13 protein-coding genes, 1 tRNA gene and 2 pseudogenes are annotated in these 16537 nt (G+C 69.2%); 3 read left to right on the top strand and 13 right to left on the bottom strand.

The annotated features are described in order from the left end of the window. Positions 1-806 (bottom strand): RNA methyltransferase (locus RMO04_RS18590; RefSeq protein WP_309646256.1); only part of this gene is annotated, 806 nt, incomplete at its 3' end. A 253-nt stretch (positions 807-1059) separates the two neighbouring features. Here RMO04_RS18590 and RMO04_RS18585 point away from each other — a divergent pair. Both RMO04_RS18585 and RMO04_RS18580 read left to right on the top strand, forming a co-directional pair. Further along, on the top strand, positions 1060-1473 hold the full coding sequence (locus RMO04_RS18585; RefSeq protein ID WP_309646255.1) for a glycine zipper 2TM domain-containing protein: 414 nt from the start codon (positions 1060-1062) through the stop codon (positions 1471-1473). 35 nt (positions 1474-1508) lie between these two features. Next, positions 1509-2120, top strand: coding sequence for a glycine zipper 2TM domain-containing protein (locus RMO04_RS18580; RefSeq protein WP_309646254.1), 612 nt, complete (start codon positions 1509-1511; stop codon positions 2118-2120). Positions 2121-2152: 32 nt separating this feature from the next. On the opposite strand, the gene RMO04_RS18575 is transcribed toward RMO04_RS18580, so the two are convergent. The 9 genes from RMO04_RS18575 to RMO04_RS18535 form a co-directional block, all read right to left on the bottom strand. After that, positions 2153-2686, bottom strand: a complete 534-nt coding sequence (locus RMO04_RS18575; protein WP_309646253.1) for a TlyA family RNA methyltransferase — start codon at positions 2684-2686, stop codon at positions 2153-2155. A 12-nt stretch (positions 2687-2698) separates the two neighbouring features. Continuing rightward, positions 2699-2896: a S4 domain-containing protein gene (locus tag RMO04_RS18570; RefSeq protein WP_309646252.1), complete on the bottom strand. Its 198-nt coding sequence runs from the start codon at positions 2894-2896 to the stop codon at positions 2699-2701. After that, positions 2896-4656 (bottom strand): class I adenylate-forming enzyme family protein, encoded by a 1761-nt coding sequence (locus tag RMO04_RS18565; protein ID WP_309646251.1) that lies wholly within the window; start codon positions 4654-4656, stop codon positions 2896-2898. The genes RMO04_RS18570 and RMO04_RS18565 overlap by 1 nt, the downstream gene beginning before the upstream one ends. A gap of 117 nt (positions 4657-4773) precedes the next feature. Further along, positions 4774-5181, bottom strand: coding sequence for a hypothetical protein (locus RMO04_RS18560; RefSeq protein WP_309646250.1), 408 nt, complete (start codon positions 5179-5181; stop codon positions 4774-4776). After that, positions 5178-6668, bottom strand: a complete 1491-nt coding sequence (locus tag RMO04_RS18555; RefSeq protein ID WP_309646249.1) for a hypothetical protein — start codon at positions 6666-6668, stop codon at positions 5178-5180. The genes RMO04_RS18560 and RMO04_RS18555 overlap by 4 nt, the downstream gene beginning before the upstream one ends. Before the next feature lie 87 nt (positions 6669-6755). Beyond that, positions 6756-9419: a valine--tRNA ligase gene (locus RMO04_RS18550; RefSeq protein WP_309646248.1), complete on the bottom strand. Its 2664-nt coding sequence runs from the start codon at positions 9417-9419 to the stop codon at positions 6756-6758. Positions 9420-9535: 116 nt separating this feature from the next. Next, positions 9536-10090, bottom strand: coding sequence for a DUF2497 domain-containing protein (locus RMO04_RS18545; RefSeq protein WP_309646247.1), 555 nt, complete (start codon positions 10088-10090; stop codon positions 9536-9538). 135 nt (positions 10091-10225) lie between these two features. Beyond that, a complete protein-coding gene (locus RMO04_RS18540) occupies positions 10226-11710 on the bottom strand; it encodes a TolC family outer membrane protein (protein ID WP_309646246.1) in 1485 nt (494 codons plus the stop codon). A gap of 123 nt (positions 11711-11833) precedes the next feature. Beyond that, positions 11834-12403 (bottom strand): protein-L-isoaspartate O-methyltransferase, encoded by a 570-nt coding sequence (locus RMO04_RS18535; protein ID WP_309646245.1) that lies wholly within the window; start codon positions 12401-12403, stop codon positions 11834-11836. Positions 12404-12587: 184 nt separating this feature from the next. Between RMO04_RS18535 and RMO04_RS18530 the strand changes: the two genes are divergently transcribed. Then, positions 12588-12661, top strand: a tRNA-Cys gene (locus RMO04_RS18530). A gap of 5 nt (positions 12662-12666) precedes the next feature. On the opposite strand, the gene RMO04_RS18525 is transcribed toward RMO04_RS18530, so the two are convergent. The 3 genes and pseudogenes from RMO04_RS18525 to RMO04_RS18515 form a co-directional block, all read right to left on the bottom strand. After that, a complete protein-coding gene (locus RMO04_RS18525; protein WP_309646244.1) occupies positions 12667-13473 on the bottom strand; it encodes a hypothetical protein in 807 nt (268 codons plus the stop codon). Between the two features lie 9 nt (positions 13474-13482). Then, positions 13483-16059: pseudogene (locus RMO04_RS18520) on the bottom strand (TonB-dependent receptor); the annotation flags it as partial. Between the two features lie 192 nt (positions 16060-16251). Beyond that, positions 16252-16537, bottom strand: a pseudogene (locus RMO04_RS18515) (catalase HPII); the annotation flags it as partial.

The raw sequence follows: 16537 nt of genomic DNA, 5'->3' as shown, positions 1-16537 counted from the left end.
AGATCGGCGATCTTCCCCGCGTCAGCGCAGGCTTCGACCGCCAGGGCGGCCATGGCGGCCTCGGCCGCGGGGACGGCCTGCAGGAAGGCGCCGGCCGGCAGGGCGACTGTGGCGGGGCCCAGGCGCACCATGGGTTGGCGGGCCAGATAGGCCGGCTCGCCGTCGATGGTGACGCGGGCGAAGTCGCCTTTCGCCGCGATCTCGGCCAGGCGCATGCGGGCGTCGGCCGACAGGCCGCCGCTCTTGCGCTCCACCCCGGTGATCTCGACGTCGACGCCGGTGGCGGTGAGCGTCACGTGCAGGGTGGGCGCCGACTTGGGATGCTCGAACAGCGGCGCGGCCAGCGCGCGCAGGGCCGGCAGGGCCGCCTGGAGCGCGGGGTCGGCGATGGAGCAGACCTCGATCTCGACCACATCCCAGGACTTGCGCGCCTTGAAGCCCAGGCGCGCGGCGTCGCGGCGGCCTTGCCGCGCGTGCAGGGCCAGGCGGCGGCGGCTCGCGGGGGCCGCGGCGAAGGCTGTCAGGAATTCGGTCTCGATCCGCTCGCGGGCCAGGGTGCGGCGCAGCCGGTCGACCTTCCAGTCCAGATAGGCGCCGTGCTCCCAATGCTGGAGGGCGCAGCCGCCGCAGACCCCGAAATGGGGGCACGGCGGAACGACCCGCTGGGGGCTGGCGTCCAGGATCGCCTCGACATCGCGACGCTCGCCGCCCGGCGCCAGACGCACCCGCTCCCCGGGCAGGGTGAAGGGCGCGAACAACGGTCCCGCCGCAATGCCGTCCCCTTCTCCGCCTACGCTTTCGATCACGACCTCGAGCGCCGGGCTCGCGGGCGTATCGGAGTGTGGCCGTCTCTGGGGCCGCCCTTGGGGCGAGCGCCGGGAACTTCGCATGGTCCAGCTCGTTTTCAGGAGTCTCGCGCCGCAACCCATGTGGGCCAAGGCGCAGCGTCACATGAACGAAGATGAACGACGCACTCAAGCAGCGTTCAGGTTCGTTCCGCCAATCTCTCTATCGCAGGTGACGCCATGGCGTCCCCTCACCCAATTCTGGAGACCACCGATGAACCGCGTTCTCGCCTTCGCCGCCGCCGCTGCTGTCGCGGCCTCCACCATGGCCGTTCCGACCTTCGCCGCCGCCCAGAACTATGGCTCGGGCGATCCCTGCCGGACCGAGCAGCGCCGCAAGGCCAACCAAGGCACCGTGGCCGGCGGCGTGCTGGGCGCCCTGGTCGGCGGCAGCGTCGCGGGCAACGGCGCCAAGACCGAGGGCGCGGTCCTCGGCGGCGTGGTCGGCGCGGTCGCCGGTCACCAGATCGCCAAGAACAACGTCAAGTGTGGGTCCTATCCCAAGCGGATGAAGCGCAGCTCCTATCAGCGCAACAACTGCCGCTGGGTGCAGGATTCTGGCCGCGATCGCAGCTTCGAAGTCTGCCGTGAGCGCGATGGCGTCTGGCGGCCCAGCGGCCGCGCCTGACGCGACCGCCAACATCATCGAGAGGGGATAATCACATGAACTTCCGTTCCAACTTCGCCAAGAGCGCGCTCGCCAGCGTCGCCGGTGTGGTGGCCCTGTCGGCCGCCGCGACCGTCCCGACCTTCGCCGCGGCGCAGTCCAACGGCTACTACGCCCAGGACCAGAACGGCGGCTACTACGACCCCTGCCGTCGCTCGACGACCAACCGCGGCACCGCCGGCGCCTTGATTGGCGGCGCGCTGGGCGCGGTGATCGGCTCCAACGCCGCGGCCCGCAACGCGCGGACCGAAGGCGCCCTGCTGGGCGGCGCGCTCGGTGCGGTGGCCGGCGGCGCGGTGGGTTCGAACTCGGCGGCCTGCCAGTCCTCGCGGCGGTCGAGCGACTACGACAACGGCTCGCGCTACGGCTCCAGCGGCTATTCGAACGGGGGCTACTATGCCGGTTCGTATGATCGCGATCGCTATGACGACCGCGATCGGGACTATGCCTATGACCGCCGCGGCACGGCCTACAACGTGACCGAGCGCCCCGGCGCCGACGGCTGCACCCTGGCCGAAAGCCCCATCTACCTTCCCGACGGCCGGGTTCAGAAGCGCTTCGTGCGTGTCTGCCAGGACGGCCAGGGCAACTATCAGGTCGTCGACTAGTACCGGCGACTGAGCGTGAGAAAGCCGTCGACCTAGTGGTCGGCGGCTTTTTTCGTGGCCCAGAGCAGGTATTCGCGATTGCCGTCGCCGCCGGCGATGGGGCTGTTGGTCGTGGCCTGGACAGACCAGCCGGACGCTTCCACGAACGCGGTGACCTCGGCCAGGGTGCGGGCGCGGACAGTCTCGTCCCTGACCACGCCCCCCTTCCCCACGTCCCGGGGGCCCGCCTCGAACTGGGGCTTCACCAGGGCCACGAGGTCGGCGCCGTCGCGGGCCAGGACGAGCGCCGCCGGCAGGGCCTTGGCCAGGCCGATGAAGCTGACGTCCGTGACGATCAGGTCCGGCGCAGTCTGGATCAGGGCCGCGTCGAGGCCGCGCGCATCGACACCCTCCAGGTTCGCCACCCGAGAATCGTCCGCCACGCTGGGATGAAGCTGACCGTGTCCGACATCGACGGCGAAGACCTTCGCGGCCCCCCGTTCCAGGCAGACCTGCGTGAAGCCGCCGGTCGAGGCGCCCAGGTCAAGCACCGTGCGGCCGGCGGTCGCGATGGGCCAGAGGTCCAAGGCGTGGACCAGCTACAGGGCCCCGCGCCCCACATAGGGGTGGGCCGCGACGGCGACGACCTCGGCGTCCTCGTCCAGCGGCTCAGAGGCCTTGGCGACCACGCGGCCGGAAGCGGTGACGCCGCCCGCCTCGATGGCCGCGCGCGCCTTGGCCCGGCTATCGAACAGGCCGCGCTGGACCAGCAGGACGTCGGCGCGCCTGCGGGGCATCAGGCGGAGGCCTGCGCCTCCTCGAACAGCTTCTTCAGCTCGTTCTTGAGGATCTTGCCGTTGGCGTTGCGCGGCAGGGTCTCATGCCAGAACCGGACCTGGACCGGCACCTTGAAGGCGGCCAGGTGCTGGGCCACATGGGCGCGCAGCTCGTCCTCGGTGGCCGAGGCGCCGGGCTTCAGCGTCACCACCGCGCCGGGCTCTTCGCCCAGCGTCCGGTGCGGGATGCCGACCACGGCGGCGTCCATCACCGCGGGGTGGTCGTAAAGGACGTTCTCGACCTCGATGCAGTAGATGTTCTCCCCGCCGCGGATCAGCATGTCCTTGGCGCGGTCGATGATGAAGCAGAAGCCCTCCTCGTCCACGCGCGCCAGGTCGCCGGTGCGGACCCAGCCGTCGACGAAGGTCTGGGCGGTGGCCTCGGGCTTGTTCCAGTAGTTCTTCACCACCTGCGGACCGCGCGCCCACAGCTCGCCCACCTGGTTGGGGCCCAGCACCGTCTTGCCGTCGGCGGGGTCGCGGATCTCCAGGTCGGAAACCGGCACGGCCGGGCCGCAGCTGTCGGGGCGGTTGGCGTAGTCTTCCGCGCCGTGGGTGGTGACGGTGGCGCAGGTCTCGGTCATGCCCCAGCCGTTGCCGGGGGCGGACTTGGGGAAGGTCTCCTTGATCTTGCGGACCAGTTCGGGCGCCGACGGCGCGCCGCCATAGGCCACCGATTCCAGGGACGAGAGGTCGTAGTTGGCGCGGGCCGGATGCTCGATGAGCTGCCAGGCGATGGTCGGCACGCCGCCGGCCGACTGGACCTTTTCACGCTCGATCAGCTCGAAGGCGCGGATGACGTCCCACTTGTGCATCATCACCAGCTTGGCGCCGCCCGCCAGCGACGGGTTCAGCACCGCGAAACAGCCGGTGACGTGGAAGAAGGGCACCGAGATCAGGGACGAGCGCTGCGGGCCGTTGGGATCGGCCACGGGCGGGGCCTCGCCCCGGCGCAGGAAGGCGCGCGCGCCGGCGACGGCGGCGGCCATGATGTTGGAATTGACCCCGCGCTGGGTGGCCAGCGCGCCCTTCGGCTTACCCGTGGTGCCGGAGGTGTAGAAGATGGTGGCGTCGTCGTCGGGGGCGATGTCCACGGTCGGAAGCGGCTGGTCCGGCAAGGCGGCCCAGTCGTTGGCGCCGCCGATCACGCTCTCCAGCTTGGTCACCAGGGGATGGGCGATCTCCTCGCGGGCGCGGCTGACATAGACGCGCTGGAGGTCGGGGCAGTTGGGCAGGTGCTCGGTCATGCGCTCGTAGCGCTCGGCGTCGACGATCAGCACCTTGGTCCCGGAATCGGTGAGGCCGTATTCCAGCTCGGGCCCGGTCCACCAGGCGTTCAGCGGGGTGACGATGGCGCCCAGGCTGGCGGCGGCGTAGAAGGCCACCGGCCATTCCGGCAGGTTGCGCATGACCAGGGCGACCCGGTCGCCCTTGACCACGCCGTCGGCGGCCAGGCGCGCGGCGAAGGCCGCCACAGCGCGATAGAAGGCCTCGAAGCTGACCCGCTCATCCTCATAGACCAGGAAGATGCGCTCGCCGTGGGCGCGGCCCAGCTCGACGATGGAGCGCAGGGACGGCGGCAGGTTCTTCCAGGTGCGGGTGGGAACGCCTCGAATCTCGACGGTCTCCATCTCGGCGGGCGTGCCCGGAGAGGTGATCATGGCGTGGGCCTGGGCGATGGACATGGCGGGCCAGCCGGCCGGCAGATCAGCCTGCGTCATGGGGCGTTCTCCTAATGCACGCGCGGATTCACGGGCCCGCGTCTCGATAGGTGAACTGGCATAACCTAGCGTCAGGCGCAAACGGGTGTTTGGCCCTAGACCCCATTCCGGACACGATCAGATCTTCGGCACGCCCAGCAGCGCCATGGGGATCGCGCAGAGCGAGGCGACGGACTCCAGCGCGCGCCAGACGTCGTTCTGGTCTTTGCAGAAGCTCTGCACCCCAGTCGCAACACGCTTCAGGCGCTTGGTGAGATTTTCCTTCACCCGCTCGTCCTTGAGCGCCTCGACGGCGGCCTGCTCGGCGTCCATGACGTCGGCGCGTAGCAGCTCGCCCTGGTCGGGGGTGAGCTGGCCAGCCGACTCCAGCCTGTCGAAGACCGCGCGGATTTCGGCGAAGCTCGCGGCCAGCTGGGCGGCCTGGGCCGTCGTGCCCGCCGCGGCCTGGGCGTTGTCGCCCACCGCCATGGCGTCGATGCGGACGTCGCGCCCCGCGTTGATGCTGATGTGGTTGTCCCGGCTCACGACTTTGCTCCCTTGCCTGCACCTCGCCCGATGGCGGCCAAGCCGCCCTTGGCGCGCGCGCCGGCGCCGATGGCGACACCCGACAGCGACGCGTCGCGCGCGGCGGTGATCTGCACGGTGTTATTCTGGATCAGAGCCGACTGGGTTTCCAGGGCGTCGGTGTCGATGTCGTTGGCGCGCAGCAGGTCGGCGACGGCGTTAAGCGCCTGTCGGTTCACGGCGTGGAAATACTGGGCCGCGTCGACCTTCTGGAAGTAGCTCGCGAAGGCGCCGGCGGCCATGTGGCTGCGCAGCGACCACAGCGCCCCGTAATTGTACGCCGGATTGGCCTCGATCTCCCGGCGCTCGCGACCGGCGACGCCCCCGAACAGCGCCTCCTGCAAGACCTCGTTGATCCGCCGCGAGATGGTGATGAAGGCGATCACCAGGTCCACGGGAACGAGGGCGACGGCCGCGCCCCACCAGCGCACGCTTTCCCAGAAGCCCTGGACGCGCAGGCGGTCGATCTCGCGGTAGGCGCTAGCCGCAGGGGTCAGCACGACCTGGGCCGCCTCGACCGTCAGGACCGCACCGCGCACCTGGCAGCGATAGAGGAACGTGAAGACCAGCTCCCCGGCCCAGTCTGTGACCGAGGCGGCGCGGTAGACGCGCACGCCCGGATGGCCGGCATGGCGGAACATCGAGGCCGCGGCCTCCGGCGCGCGCGCCATGGGGCGGGTGAAGCGATCAGCCTGGACGCCGGCGGCCACCGCCTCGCCGCCGCCCACGAACATGGTCTCCTCGGTGCGCAGGCCCTCAAGCGACAGCCGCGACAGCGCGCCGTCGATGGCGGCCTCCATCTCGTGGGCCGTCACCTGGCCGGCGACGTTGTCGCAACCCGGCGCGGGACGGTTGAGATCGAAGGCGAGGTTCCAGCCGCCCAGGTTGACGCCAAGGCCCGCGAAGGGATCGCCGCCGCCATGGCAGACGACAGGCACGCCCTCGCGCACGGGCGCCTCGCCCAGTCCCAGCTCGCGCCGCAGGGCGCGCGGATCATAACGTTCGTCGGTGAAGCGGGGCGCGAGCACGAAGCGCACCCGCCAGCGGCGGCGCAGACTGACCACGGCGATGCCGGCCAGCCAGAGCAAGAGAAGAATTCCCGGCTTGTTGAGGACGAACAGCGCCAGGGTCAGGCCGGCGATGGTCCACCAGTACCCCTGGTCCTCGTCGTCGAAGCGCTTAGCCGCGGCGGCGACCAACTCGATGTCGAGACCCGGCTCCGGCGAGCGGGCGCGAAATGGGTTGGCCGTGCGCTTAAGGATCAGCCCGCGCAGCAACGGGCCCTGCAGCAGCAGCGAGCCGAGGGCCAGTCGCGTCACGTCCGCCGGGCGATAGAGCGGTTCGACCACCTCCACGGCGCGACGCAGGTTCATCAGGGTATAGAATATGCCGGCCACCACGCCAGCCATCAGCAGCAGGGCCAACACCCCGCCCAACGCATCCATCATCGCGCGTACCCCGGTCGTCGGCGACGCCCCCCGTCGCCCCCTGGCCCGCTCAGGTTGCGCTGAAAAGCTGCGCTATGGAAGCCTGGGTCAGCCCGCCGCTTCCAGCCTCGACAGCGCGCTCTCCAGCTTGGCTTTCGCCGCCTCGGACTCGGCCAGGCGTTCGCGGTTTTCCTCGACCACTTCCTCCTTGGCGTTGGCGACGAAGGCGGGGTTGCCCAGCTTCTTGTTCACGTGGGCGATGTCGGAGGCGTGGGTGGCGATTTCCTTGGCCAGGCGGGCGCGTTCGGCCGCGAGGTCGATGAACTCGGCGACCGGCAGGGCCAGGGTCGCGCCGTCCACCACGAAGGGGATGGCGCCCTCCGGGATCGCGGCCTCGAAGCGGACTTCGGACACGCGCAGGGTCTGGGCGATAACCGAGGCGTTGGTCTCGAACACCTGGCGCTGGGCGGGCGTGGCCTCGACAACCAGTAGGGCGGGCTTGGCGCCCGGCGGCACGTTGAGTTCGGCGCGGACGGAGCGGCCCTCGCTGACCGAGGCGATCACCAGGCCGATCTCGGCGTCGGCGGCCGCGTCGATCAGACTGGACGGCAGGACGGGCCATTCGGCGGTGATCAGCATGCCCTCGGCGCGCGGGGCGCCCAGGTCGGCGGTCTGGTTCCACAGCTCCTCGGTGATGTAGGGCATGACCGGGTGCAGCAGCTTGAGGATCACGTCCAGCACCCAGGCGGCGGTGGCCCGGGTCTCCGCCTTGGCGGCCTCGTCGGCGCCGTTCAGCAGCGGCTTTGCGAGCTCGACGTACCAATCGCAGTAGGTGTTCCAGATGAAGCGATAGAGACCGTTGGTGGCCTCGTCGAAGCCGCAGCCCTCCAGGGCCTTGGTGACGGTCTGGGCGGTGCGCGCGGTCTCGCCGACGATCCAGCGGTTGAGCACGCCGCTCACCTTGGCGGGGTCGAAGCCCTCGGCCCGGGCGCAGCCGTTCATCTGGGTGAAGCGGGTGGCGTTCCACAGCTTCGTCCCGAAATTGCGATAGCCTTCAATGCGTTGGGTCGAGAGCTTGATATCGCGCGCCTGGCCCGACATGGCGGTCAGGGTGAAGCGCAGGGCGTCGGCGCCGTACTGGTCCACCAGCTCCAGCGGGTCCATGACGTTGCCCTTGGACTTGGACATCTTCGCGCCCTTGGCGTCGCGCACCAGGGCGTTGAAGAACACCCGCTTGAACGGGACCTCGCCGGTGAAGTGCAGGCCCATCATCATCATCCGGGCGACCCAGTAGAAGATGATGTCGAAGCCCGTAACCAGGGTGTGGGTCGGGTAGAACCGCGCCAGGTCGTCGGTCTTGTCCGGCCAGCCCAGGGTGGAGAAGGGCCACAGGCCTGAAGAGAACCAGGTATCGAGGACGTCCTCGTCCTGGCGCAGGGGTTCGTCGTGGCCGTAGTGCTCGCGCGCAGCGGCCTTGGCGGCCTCCTCCGTCTCCTCGACGAAGATCTTGCCGTCGGGTCCGTACCAAGCGGGGATGCGGTGCCCCCACCAGAGCTGGCGAGAGACGCACCAGGGCTCGATGTTCCGCATCCACTCGAAGTAGGTCTTCTCCCAGTTCTTGGGCTCGAGGACCGTGCGCCCCTCCTCCACCGCCTTGATGGCGGGCTGGGCCAGGGTCTTGGCGTCGACGTACCACTGGTCGGTCAGGTAGGGCTCGATGACCACGCCCGAGCGATCGCCGTGCGGGACGGCGTGCTTGGTCTTCTCGATCTCGCGCAGCAGGCCGAGCGCCTCGAACTCGGCCACCACCTTCTTGCGGGCGGCGAAGCGGTCCAGGCCCTGATAGTCCTTGGGCCCGTTCTCGTTGATGCGGGCCTGGGGGTCGAAGATGTTGATGATCGGCAGGTTGTTGCGCTTGCCGACCTGGTAGTCGTTGAAGTCGTGGGCCGGGGTGATCTTCACTGCGCCGGAGCCCTTTTCCGGGTCCGCGTAGTCGTCGGCGATGATCGGGATGGGCCGATTGACGATGGGCAGGCGCACGGCGCGGCCGATCAGGTGGGTGTAGCGCGGGTCCTTGCCATTCACGGCCACGGCGGTGTCGCCCAGCATGGTCTCGGGCCGGGTGGTGGCCACGACGATCTCGCCGGAGCCGTCTTCCAGCGGATAGGCGAAGTGGTAGTAGGCGCCGTCGATCTCGCGCTGCTCGACCTCGATGTCGGAGATGGCGGTCTGGAACTGCGGGTCCCAGTTCACCAGGCGCTTGTCGCGGTAGATCAGCTTCTGCCTGTGCAGGGTGACGAACACCTTGCGCACGGCGGCCGACAAACCCTCGTCCAGGGTGAAGCGCTCACGGCTCCAGTCGCAGGAGGCGCCCAGGCGGCGCAGCTGGTTGGTGATGGTCCCGCCGCTTTCGGCCTTCCACTCCCAGACCTTGGCGATGAAGTCGTCGCGGCCCATGTCGCGGCGGCTCTGGTTGCCGGCCGCGGCAAGCTGGCGCTCCACCACCATCTGGGTGGCGATGCCGGCGTGATCGGTGCCCGGCAGCCAAAGCGCGGCCTTGCCACGCATCCGCTCGAACCGGGTCAGCACGTCCTGCAGGGTGTTGTTCAGCGCGTGCCCGATGTGCAGCGAGCCCGTCACGTTGGGCGGCGGAATGACGATGGAGAACGGCTCGGCGGCCGGGTCCTGCGTCGGCGCGAACGCCCCCGATGCCTCCCAGGCGGCGTAGAGGCGCGGTTCGGCGGTTTTGGGATCGAAGTTTTTTTCAAGCATTTCGAGGGCGTGCTTACATTTTCGCTCGGGCGAGCGGAAGGCGGGATGAGTCAAAACCGCCCCTCCCCGGGTCTCGGGAAGGAGCGGATTGGGTCGGCGCGAGCAGATCGGGGCGGCTAGCGGCCGCGGGCGATGCGCTCGACTTCCTGATCCACGGTCGCCTGGACGATCTGCGGCAGGTTGTCATCGAGCCACTGCTTGAGCATGGGCCGAAGCAGTTCGCGCACGACGTCTTCCAGAGTGCGGCCCTCGGCCGGCATCTGGATCGTCCGCGAAAGCCTGCCGAAGGCCGAGGCGGCGGCGGCCGAGGCGATGTCGCCCACGAGGCCCTCGCCGGGCGGCACGGGCGGGGGATCATAGGCCGGCGCCGGCTCAGGCGCGGAATAGGCCGCCATCGGCGCGGGCGCGGGCTCGGGGTCGGGCTCCGCGGAGGGGGTGTAGACGTCCAGGTCGCCGACGCTGTCGACCTTTTCGGTCAGCTCCAAGACGCCGTCGTCCTCGGGCTCGGGCTCGGGTTCCGGCAGGGCGATCCCGGGCTCGGCGGCGGCCTCAGGCTCACCCTCCTCGGCCGGCGCGGCGCCCTCGGCGGGCGCGTCATCCTCGGAAATGATGCGCCGGATGGAGGCCAGGATCTCCTCCATCGTCGGTTCTTGCGAAGTCGTGTCGGACATATGCTGGGCCGTCGCTGGAGCGAAGATGAGAATCCGTACGCGTCACGGTAGGCGCGTGGGGGTGATCCTGCAATTTCCACCAAGCTGCGCAAGCGGGTATTCGCGCCTCAGGCGAAGTCTTGCGTCGAAGTGCGCCTACTTCGGCGCCGCCGGAGCCGCTTCCATGGGCTTTTCCACAGGCTTGGGCGTCAGCACGCCGTCCACCAGCGCGATCGGCTCTTCCCAGGGGACCCATCCCCAAGTGAAGCGGAGCTTGGAGAAGTTGGTCTTGGGGTCATAGCGGGTGACGGCGGGCGTCAGGTTCGGCGCCTCCAGCCGGCCCATCTGGGCCAGGACGTTCGTCGCGGCCACGTACTCGTCGCGCCGGGCGCTGACCTGGGCCAGTTCGGCGGAGCGCAGTTCCTGCTCGGCGTTCAGGACGTCCAGGGTGGTGCGCAGGCCGACCTGCTGCTCCTGGCGCGTGCCTTCGGCGGCGATCCGCGCGGCGCGCACCTGCTCGTCGGTCGAGCCGATATTGGCCCGCGCGGCGATCAACTGGCTCCAGGACTGGGTCAGGCCCTGCAGGACGGTGCGGCGGGCGGTCTCGACGCCGATGCGGTCGGCGTTGTTGCGTTCGATCTGCGCCCGGACCCGCGAATTGGTCAGACCGCCGGTGAACAGCGGCACGGTCAGCACGGCGGCGCCGGTGATGCTGCGGGAATACTCGTCGGTGTCCAGCGGATCGGCCTGGCCGCTCCAGCCCAGGGTGCCGCGCAGGGCGAGGCTGGGCAGGCGTTCGGCGCGGGCGCCGGCGAGACGGGCGCGGCTGGCCTGCTGCACGTACTCGGCGGTGCGGATCTGGGGGCTGGCGGCCTCGGCCACGTCGAAGGCCTGGGACACGTCGCCGGGCAGCAGGGCCGCGAGGGACGGTTCGGGCGCCAGGTCGCCAGGGTTTTGGCCCACCACGGCGGCGTAGTTGGCGCGGCTGATGGCGAGTTGGGCCTGGGCCTGGGAAAGCTGGGCCTGGGCGGCGGCGAGGCGCGCCTCGGACTGGGCGACGTCGGTGCGGGTGATTTCGCCCACGTCGAAGCGAGCCTTGGACTCTTCGAGCTGCCGCTGGAGGACGCGGACGTTCTCCTCGCGGATGCGCAGGGCCTCGATGTCGCGGCGGGTGTCGACATAGGCGGTGATGACGGTGGCCAGGACCTGCGCCTCGACCCGGCGCAGGTTCTCGCGGCCGGCGAGGATGTCGGCCTGGGCCGCCGAGACCGCCGCGGCCGTGCGGCCGCCCGTGTAGAGCGGCTGGGTCAGGCTGAAGCCCGCCGAGCCGGAATTGTCTTCGTTGGGCCCGAAGGTCCGGCCGCCCGCGGCGTTGGGGACGCCGCCCGGCGTGCGAGATTCGCTGTAGTTGCCCTGGACGCTCGCCGAGAGCGTCGGACGGTAGCCGGAGCGCGCCTGCACGTAGTTTTCGTCCAAGGCCCGCTGCGTGGCGCGCTGCGCCTGCAGGTTGGGATTGGAGTCGTAGGCGAGCGCGATGGCCTCAGCCAGGGTTTCGGCGGAGGCGGGACCCACGGCCAGGCCGCAGATGAGGCCCGCGCTGCAGACCGCGGCGAGCAAAGCCCCGCGACGACTATTGAACATGCATATCCCCGAGAACGGCATAGAGAGACCGCGCCCTATATGACCGGCGAAACCGTCGCGGACTAGTGGGCGTCACCTTAAGCTTTTTTCACGCCAAGGTTTCGGGTGTGTTTCACAGGGTGGTTAGAAGGCGAAACCATGTTGTGGTTCAAAGCCTTCGAGCACCGGGGCCATGCCGTCGAACAGGGTGCGCCGGCCCACGCCATCGTGGGCGCGATCGTACATTGCGGCTTTTCCGTTCACACCTTCGAGCTCTATCACGCCCAGACGGCCGCCCTGGCCGAGCGCCGCGGTCCAGGCCGTGGGCGCCTTGGTCACCGCGCCCTCGACCACGATGAGGTCGTAGTTCGCGCCGGGGCCTGGCGTCAGGCCGGCGTCGTCCAGGCGTTCGACCGTCAGGCCCATCGCCTCCAGCACCGCGGCGGCGTAGGGCGCGGCGATGGCCAGGGCGCGCTCGCCCGGCATGGGCTTCAGCGCCTGGAGCAGCTTGGAGACCTCGCGCGGCCGCAGCAGGAACCGGCCCGGCGCATATTCCAGATCGGCGTCGGTATAGGCCTGATAGGCCTTGGACGGGGCGAACTGCTCGCGCGGAATGGCGCGCATGGCGTCGTGGATCCGCACGTCGGTGACATCGTTGGTGCGAACCTGGCTCTCGACCATGTTCAGCCGTGCGGCGGCGAAATCTGCGGCCATGGGTCCTCGGACGATTCCTGGCGGGTTGCGTTGCGCTGCTTATAGGTCCGGGCGCCCGGCCAAGGCAATGCGACGGAGCCGCCGAGCGGCGCGCTTAACCGTAACGCAATAGGGTTGCGGCAGAGATTGCCCCCGGCGGGACGTTCTGTTAGCGATCCGCCCTCTCCGGCGACAAGCCGGCGGCGGCCTGATGGCGGAGTGGTTACGCAGCGGACTGCAAATCCGTGCACCCGAGTTCGATTCTCGGTCAGGCCTCCAATTTCCTAGTTCGCCAGATCCACCTTCATGGCCAGGATCTCGCGCGTGCGGCGGGTGATGCCGTAGAGCATGCCCCGCTGCGTTTCGTCCCAGTCGATGGCCTGGCCTTCGGCCTCCATGCCGAGAGTCTCCAGGTGATCCAGGACACCGCCGCCGGCCGGCAGGCGCATGACGTAGAGTTCCGGATGGTCGTGGCCGCTCAGGTACAGGCGCCCGTCCGGGCCCCAGCCGCCGCCCGAGACGCTCATGGGCGCGATGCGCGCCAGCACGGTCGCCGGCAGCGCCCAGGCCTCCTGGCGCCGCCACTGGTCGTCGAACTTGACCAGGACAGTGTGCCGATGATCGCGGGGCGGCTCGCCGCCCTTGCCGTCGTAGTTGGCGAACATCGCCCACCAGGCCCCGTCGTGACGGTCGACCCAGGTGATGGAGCCCGTACCGAGGCCAAGGGCGATGCTGCGCCGGTGAGCCAGGGTCTGTGGGTCGAAGACCTCGACGGTGCTGACATGCGGGACGCTGGGGAAGTTTGAACTGGCGCAGACCAGGTCCCGGGCGATGACGGCGCAGGAATTGATGTGCGGGAACCGGGCGCGGTCGCCGGTCCACGCGGCGCGCTTTTCACCGGTCTTCTTGTCGTAGCGCACGAGCTCCCAGTTGCTCACGGCGTAGATGTCGTCGGGCCCCACGGCCACGCCTTGGCGGGCGTTGCTGGAATAGCGGCGGATGGTCTGCGCCCGCCTCGACGGCGCCTCGGCCTGCGGCTGCGGAGGTTCGGCGGCCTGCAACGCGAGCGCCGCGAGGAGAGCTGACAGCATCCCGGTCTCCTAGAAATTGACCGCCGCGCCGACCCAATAGGTGCGGCCATAGTTGGCCCACTCCTGCAGGTAGCGGCGGCCCGGCCCGGTGACTTCCTGACGCCCGGTGTTGGAGAGGTTCTGACCCTCCGCGAACAGGCTCACGCGGTCGTTGAGACGCCAGGAGATGCTGGCGTCGAAGACGTGTCGACCCTTCCAATACTGGTCGGAGTTGGGGTTGGCGTCGTTGATCGTTTCCAGCTGCCCGCCGATGTAGTTGTGCGAGACGCGGGCCTCGAACGGACCCCGTTGATAGTAGATCGACTCGTTGGTGGTGATCTCGGGCTGCTGGAAGAGGCCGCTGACGCGCGGTCCGGCCGAGGTCAGGAAGGTGAACTCAGTGTCCAGCCAGGTGATGTTGCCGTTGAAGCCGAACCCGTCGAAGGGCGACGGCAGGAAGGTGAACGCCTGCTGGACCGCGAACTCGAGGCCCTTGATCTTGGCGGATTGGGCGTTGCGCGGCGTGGAGACTCGCACCGACTCGGGTCCTCGCCCCACGTCCAGTGTCTCAACGGAGGTCAGCGTGAAGATCTCGTTCTCGATGTCCTTACTGAAGACCGCCAGGGAGATCATGCCGTCGGCGGGATAGTATTCCAGGGACAGGTCGAAGCCCTGGCTTTCGCGGGCCTTGAGGTTGGGATTGCCCCGCGAGAGGGTCGGTTGGCTGCCGTCGAAGCTGAGAGTCTCCCCGCCCCCCAGCGACCCATAGTCCGGGCGGCCAATGGTGTTGGTCCAGGCGGCGCGGACGACCACGTTCTCCAACGGCTTCCACTGCAGATGCAGGCTGGGCAGCCAGTTGTCGTAGGCGCCGGAGTTCTGGACCGGCGAAAGGACGCCCGCGACGCTGCGCACGGCGTCGGACTCCACCTCGGTGCGCTCATATCGCACGCCGCCCAACAGGGTGACGTCGCCGAACTCATAGCTGGCCTGGGCGAAGCCGGCGTAGATGTCCTCCTTGACCTCGTAGTTGCCGCTGGGCGGGTTCACCGTGGTGACGAAGCGCGCGCGATTGGCGTTGAAGAAGGCCATGGCCTCGGCAGCGCCGATTCGCGGATCCACCCGGTAGCGGCCGGCGATCTGTTCGCTGGGACCGGGCACATCCACCTCGGCCAGGGTGTAGAGGAAGCCCGTCCCGGCCCGGTAGTTGATCTGACTGGTCTCGAACTCGCGCTTGGTGGACCGCAGCAGGCCGCCGAACTTGGCCTTCAGGGCGCCTTCGGAATCGTAGGCGAGGTCGAAGCGGGCCTGGCCGGTGGTCTCATCGGTGGCGGTGAGCGCGTCGCGATGCTGCTGCAGCAGGTAGTTGGCCGGATTGCGGGCGGCCGCGTCGTTCAGCGGTGTGAAGACCGGGAACAGCGGGTTGGTGGTGTTGTAGTTGAAGGCGTAGTTGGCGCCCTGGGCGTCGACGGTCCTGAATTCCACCGAGTGGTTCGGGATCTCGAGCGCGGCCTGGGAATAGACCAGGTCGCCGGTCGCCTTCCACTGGGGCGCGAGGTCCCATTCGACCCCCGTGCGGGCCATGGAAATCTCGCGCTTGGTGATCGGCTGGTTGAGCTGGATGACACCCCGGCCCCGGGCGAAGAAGCCGCTGGTGGGGGTCTGGCTGGCGACGTTGCCGATCGGCTCGAGACGATACTCGATGCGCTCCTCGTCGTCCTCCATCCGCGCGAAAAGGCCGGCCGCTTCCCAGCGGAAGGTGTCGCTGGGCCGGTATTCGATCTTGGCGTTCACGCCGCTGCGCTGCTTGGTGTTGTTGTACCAGAACAGCCGGCTGAAGGTCGGCACCTGGATGCCGTTGCCGGTGGGCGCGCCCGAGGCCACCGGCGCGCCGGCCGCCGTGTACTCGCGAACCGACGGGTCCTGGGATTCCACCTGAGGGATGTCGTAGTCGAGCTGCTCGTGGGACGCCCCCAGCACCACGCCCCACTGATCCTGATCGCCGAAGGTCATGCCTGTGGCGAAAGCCAGGCGGTACGAAGGCTTGTCGTTGCGCACACCGCCGCTGCGCTCATAGTCGCCATAGGACGCCATGCCGCTGAAGAACGGCCGGCCCATGTCGAAGGCGCTGCGGGTGGTGACATTGATCACCCCGCCGATGGCGTTGCCGTCGTTCTCGGGCGTGACGGTCTTGATGACCTCCAGCCGCCCGGCCATCACCGAGGGCACGATGTCCATGGGAACAGTCCGGCCGCTCTCGTCCACGGAAGCCACCAGGGCGCCGTCGATGGTGGTGCGGTTGTAGGTCGAGCGCAGGCCGCGGATCACCGGGAAGCGCGGCTCGCCCTGGTCCTCCATGACCGAGATGCCGGGAATGCGCCTCAGGGCCGCGGCGGTGTTGTGGTCGGGCAATTTGCCGATGTCGTCGGCCGACACCACGTCGGCCACCACGAATTCCTCGCGCTTCACGGCGATGGCCGCTCTCTGCGCCTCCCGCTGACCGGTGACCACCAGTTCTTCCACATCGGCCGCCTCGGCGTCGGGCGCGACCTGGGCGTAGGCGAACGCCGGCGCGACCAGGGCGCTCGTGGCCAGCAGCCCCGTGAAAAGACTCGTCGTGAAGCGATTGTCGATCATTGGCCCGGCCACCCCTCTAAAGCTGGGTCAGGCCTTAGGGTTGGCGCGTGACGCCTGCGTCACGGTCTCGTTCCGTCCCGATGTCGGATCGATGACGTGAGGATGACAACGAAGTCCTGGCGGTGGCGGCCGCGCACTGACCGAGGTCAGCGCGCGGCCCATCCGTTAGGCCAGCGTGCGGACCTTGGGCTCGCGATCCCATTGGCGGGTGCTGGCGGGCGGCACGAACGCGTCGGCGCCGCCGCCCAGGTCGACCACGCCCGCGTCCGGCGTCACGCCGGCCTTGTCGAGCAGAGGCTGGGCCTGCGCCGTGAAGCCGATGGCCTTGAGATGGACAAAGGCGTTGCTGGCGAAATCAACCGCCGCGCTTTCCTTCAGCAGTTCGGCGCAACCGGCCTCCGACAGCACCAGGGCCACGGCGTCGAACACAACCGAGGGCGTGCCGGCCAAC

The organism is Phenylobacterium sp., from assembly GCF_031412415.1.
Classification (GTDB): domain Bacteria; phylum Pseudomonadota; class Alphaproteobacteria; order Caulobacterales; family Caulobacteraceae; genus Phenylobacterium.
The sequence above is the reverse complement of the archived record's forward strand: the minus strand, read 5'-3'. Positions and strand labels throughout refer to the sequence as shown.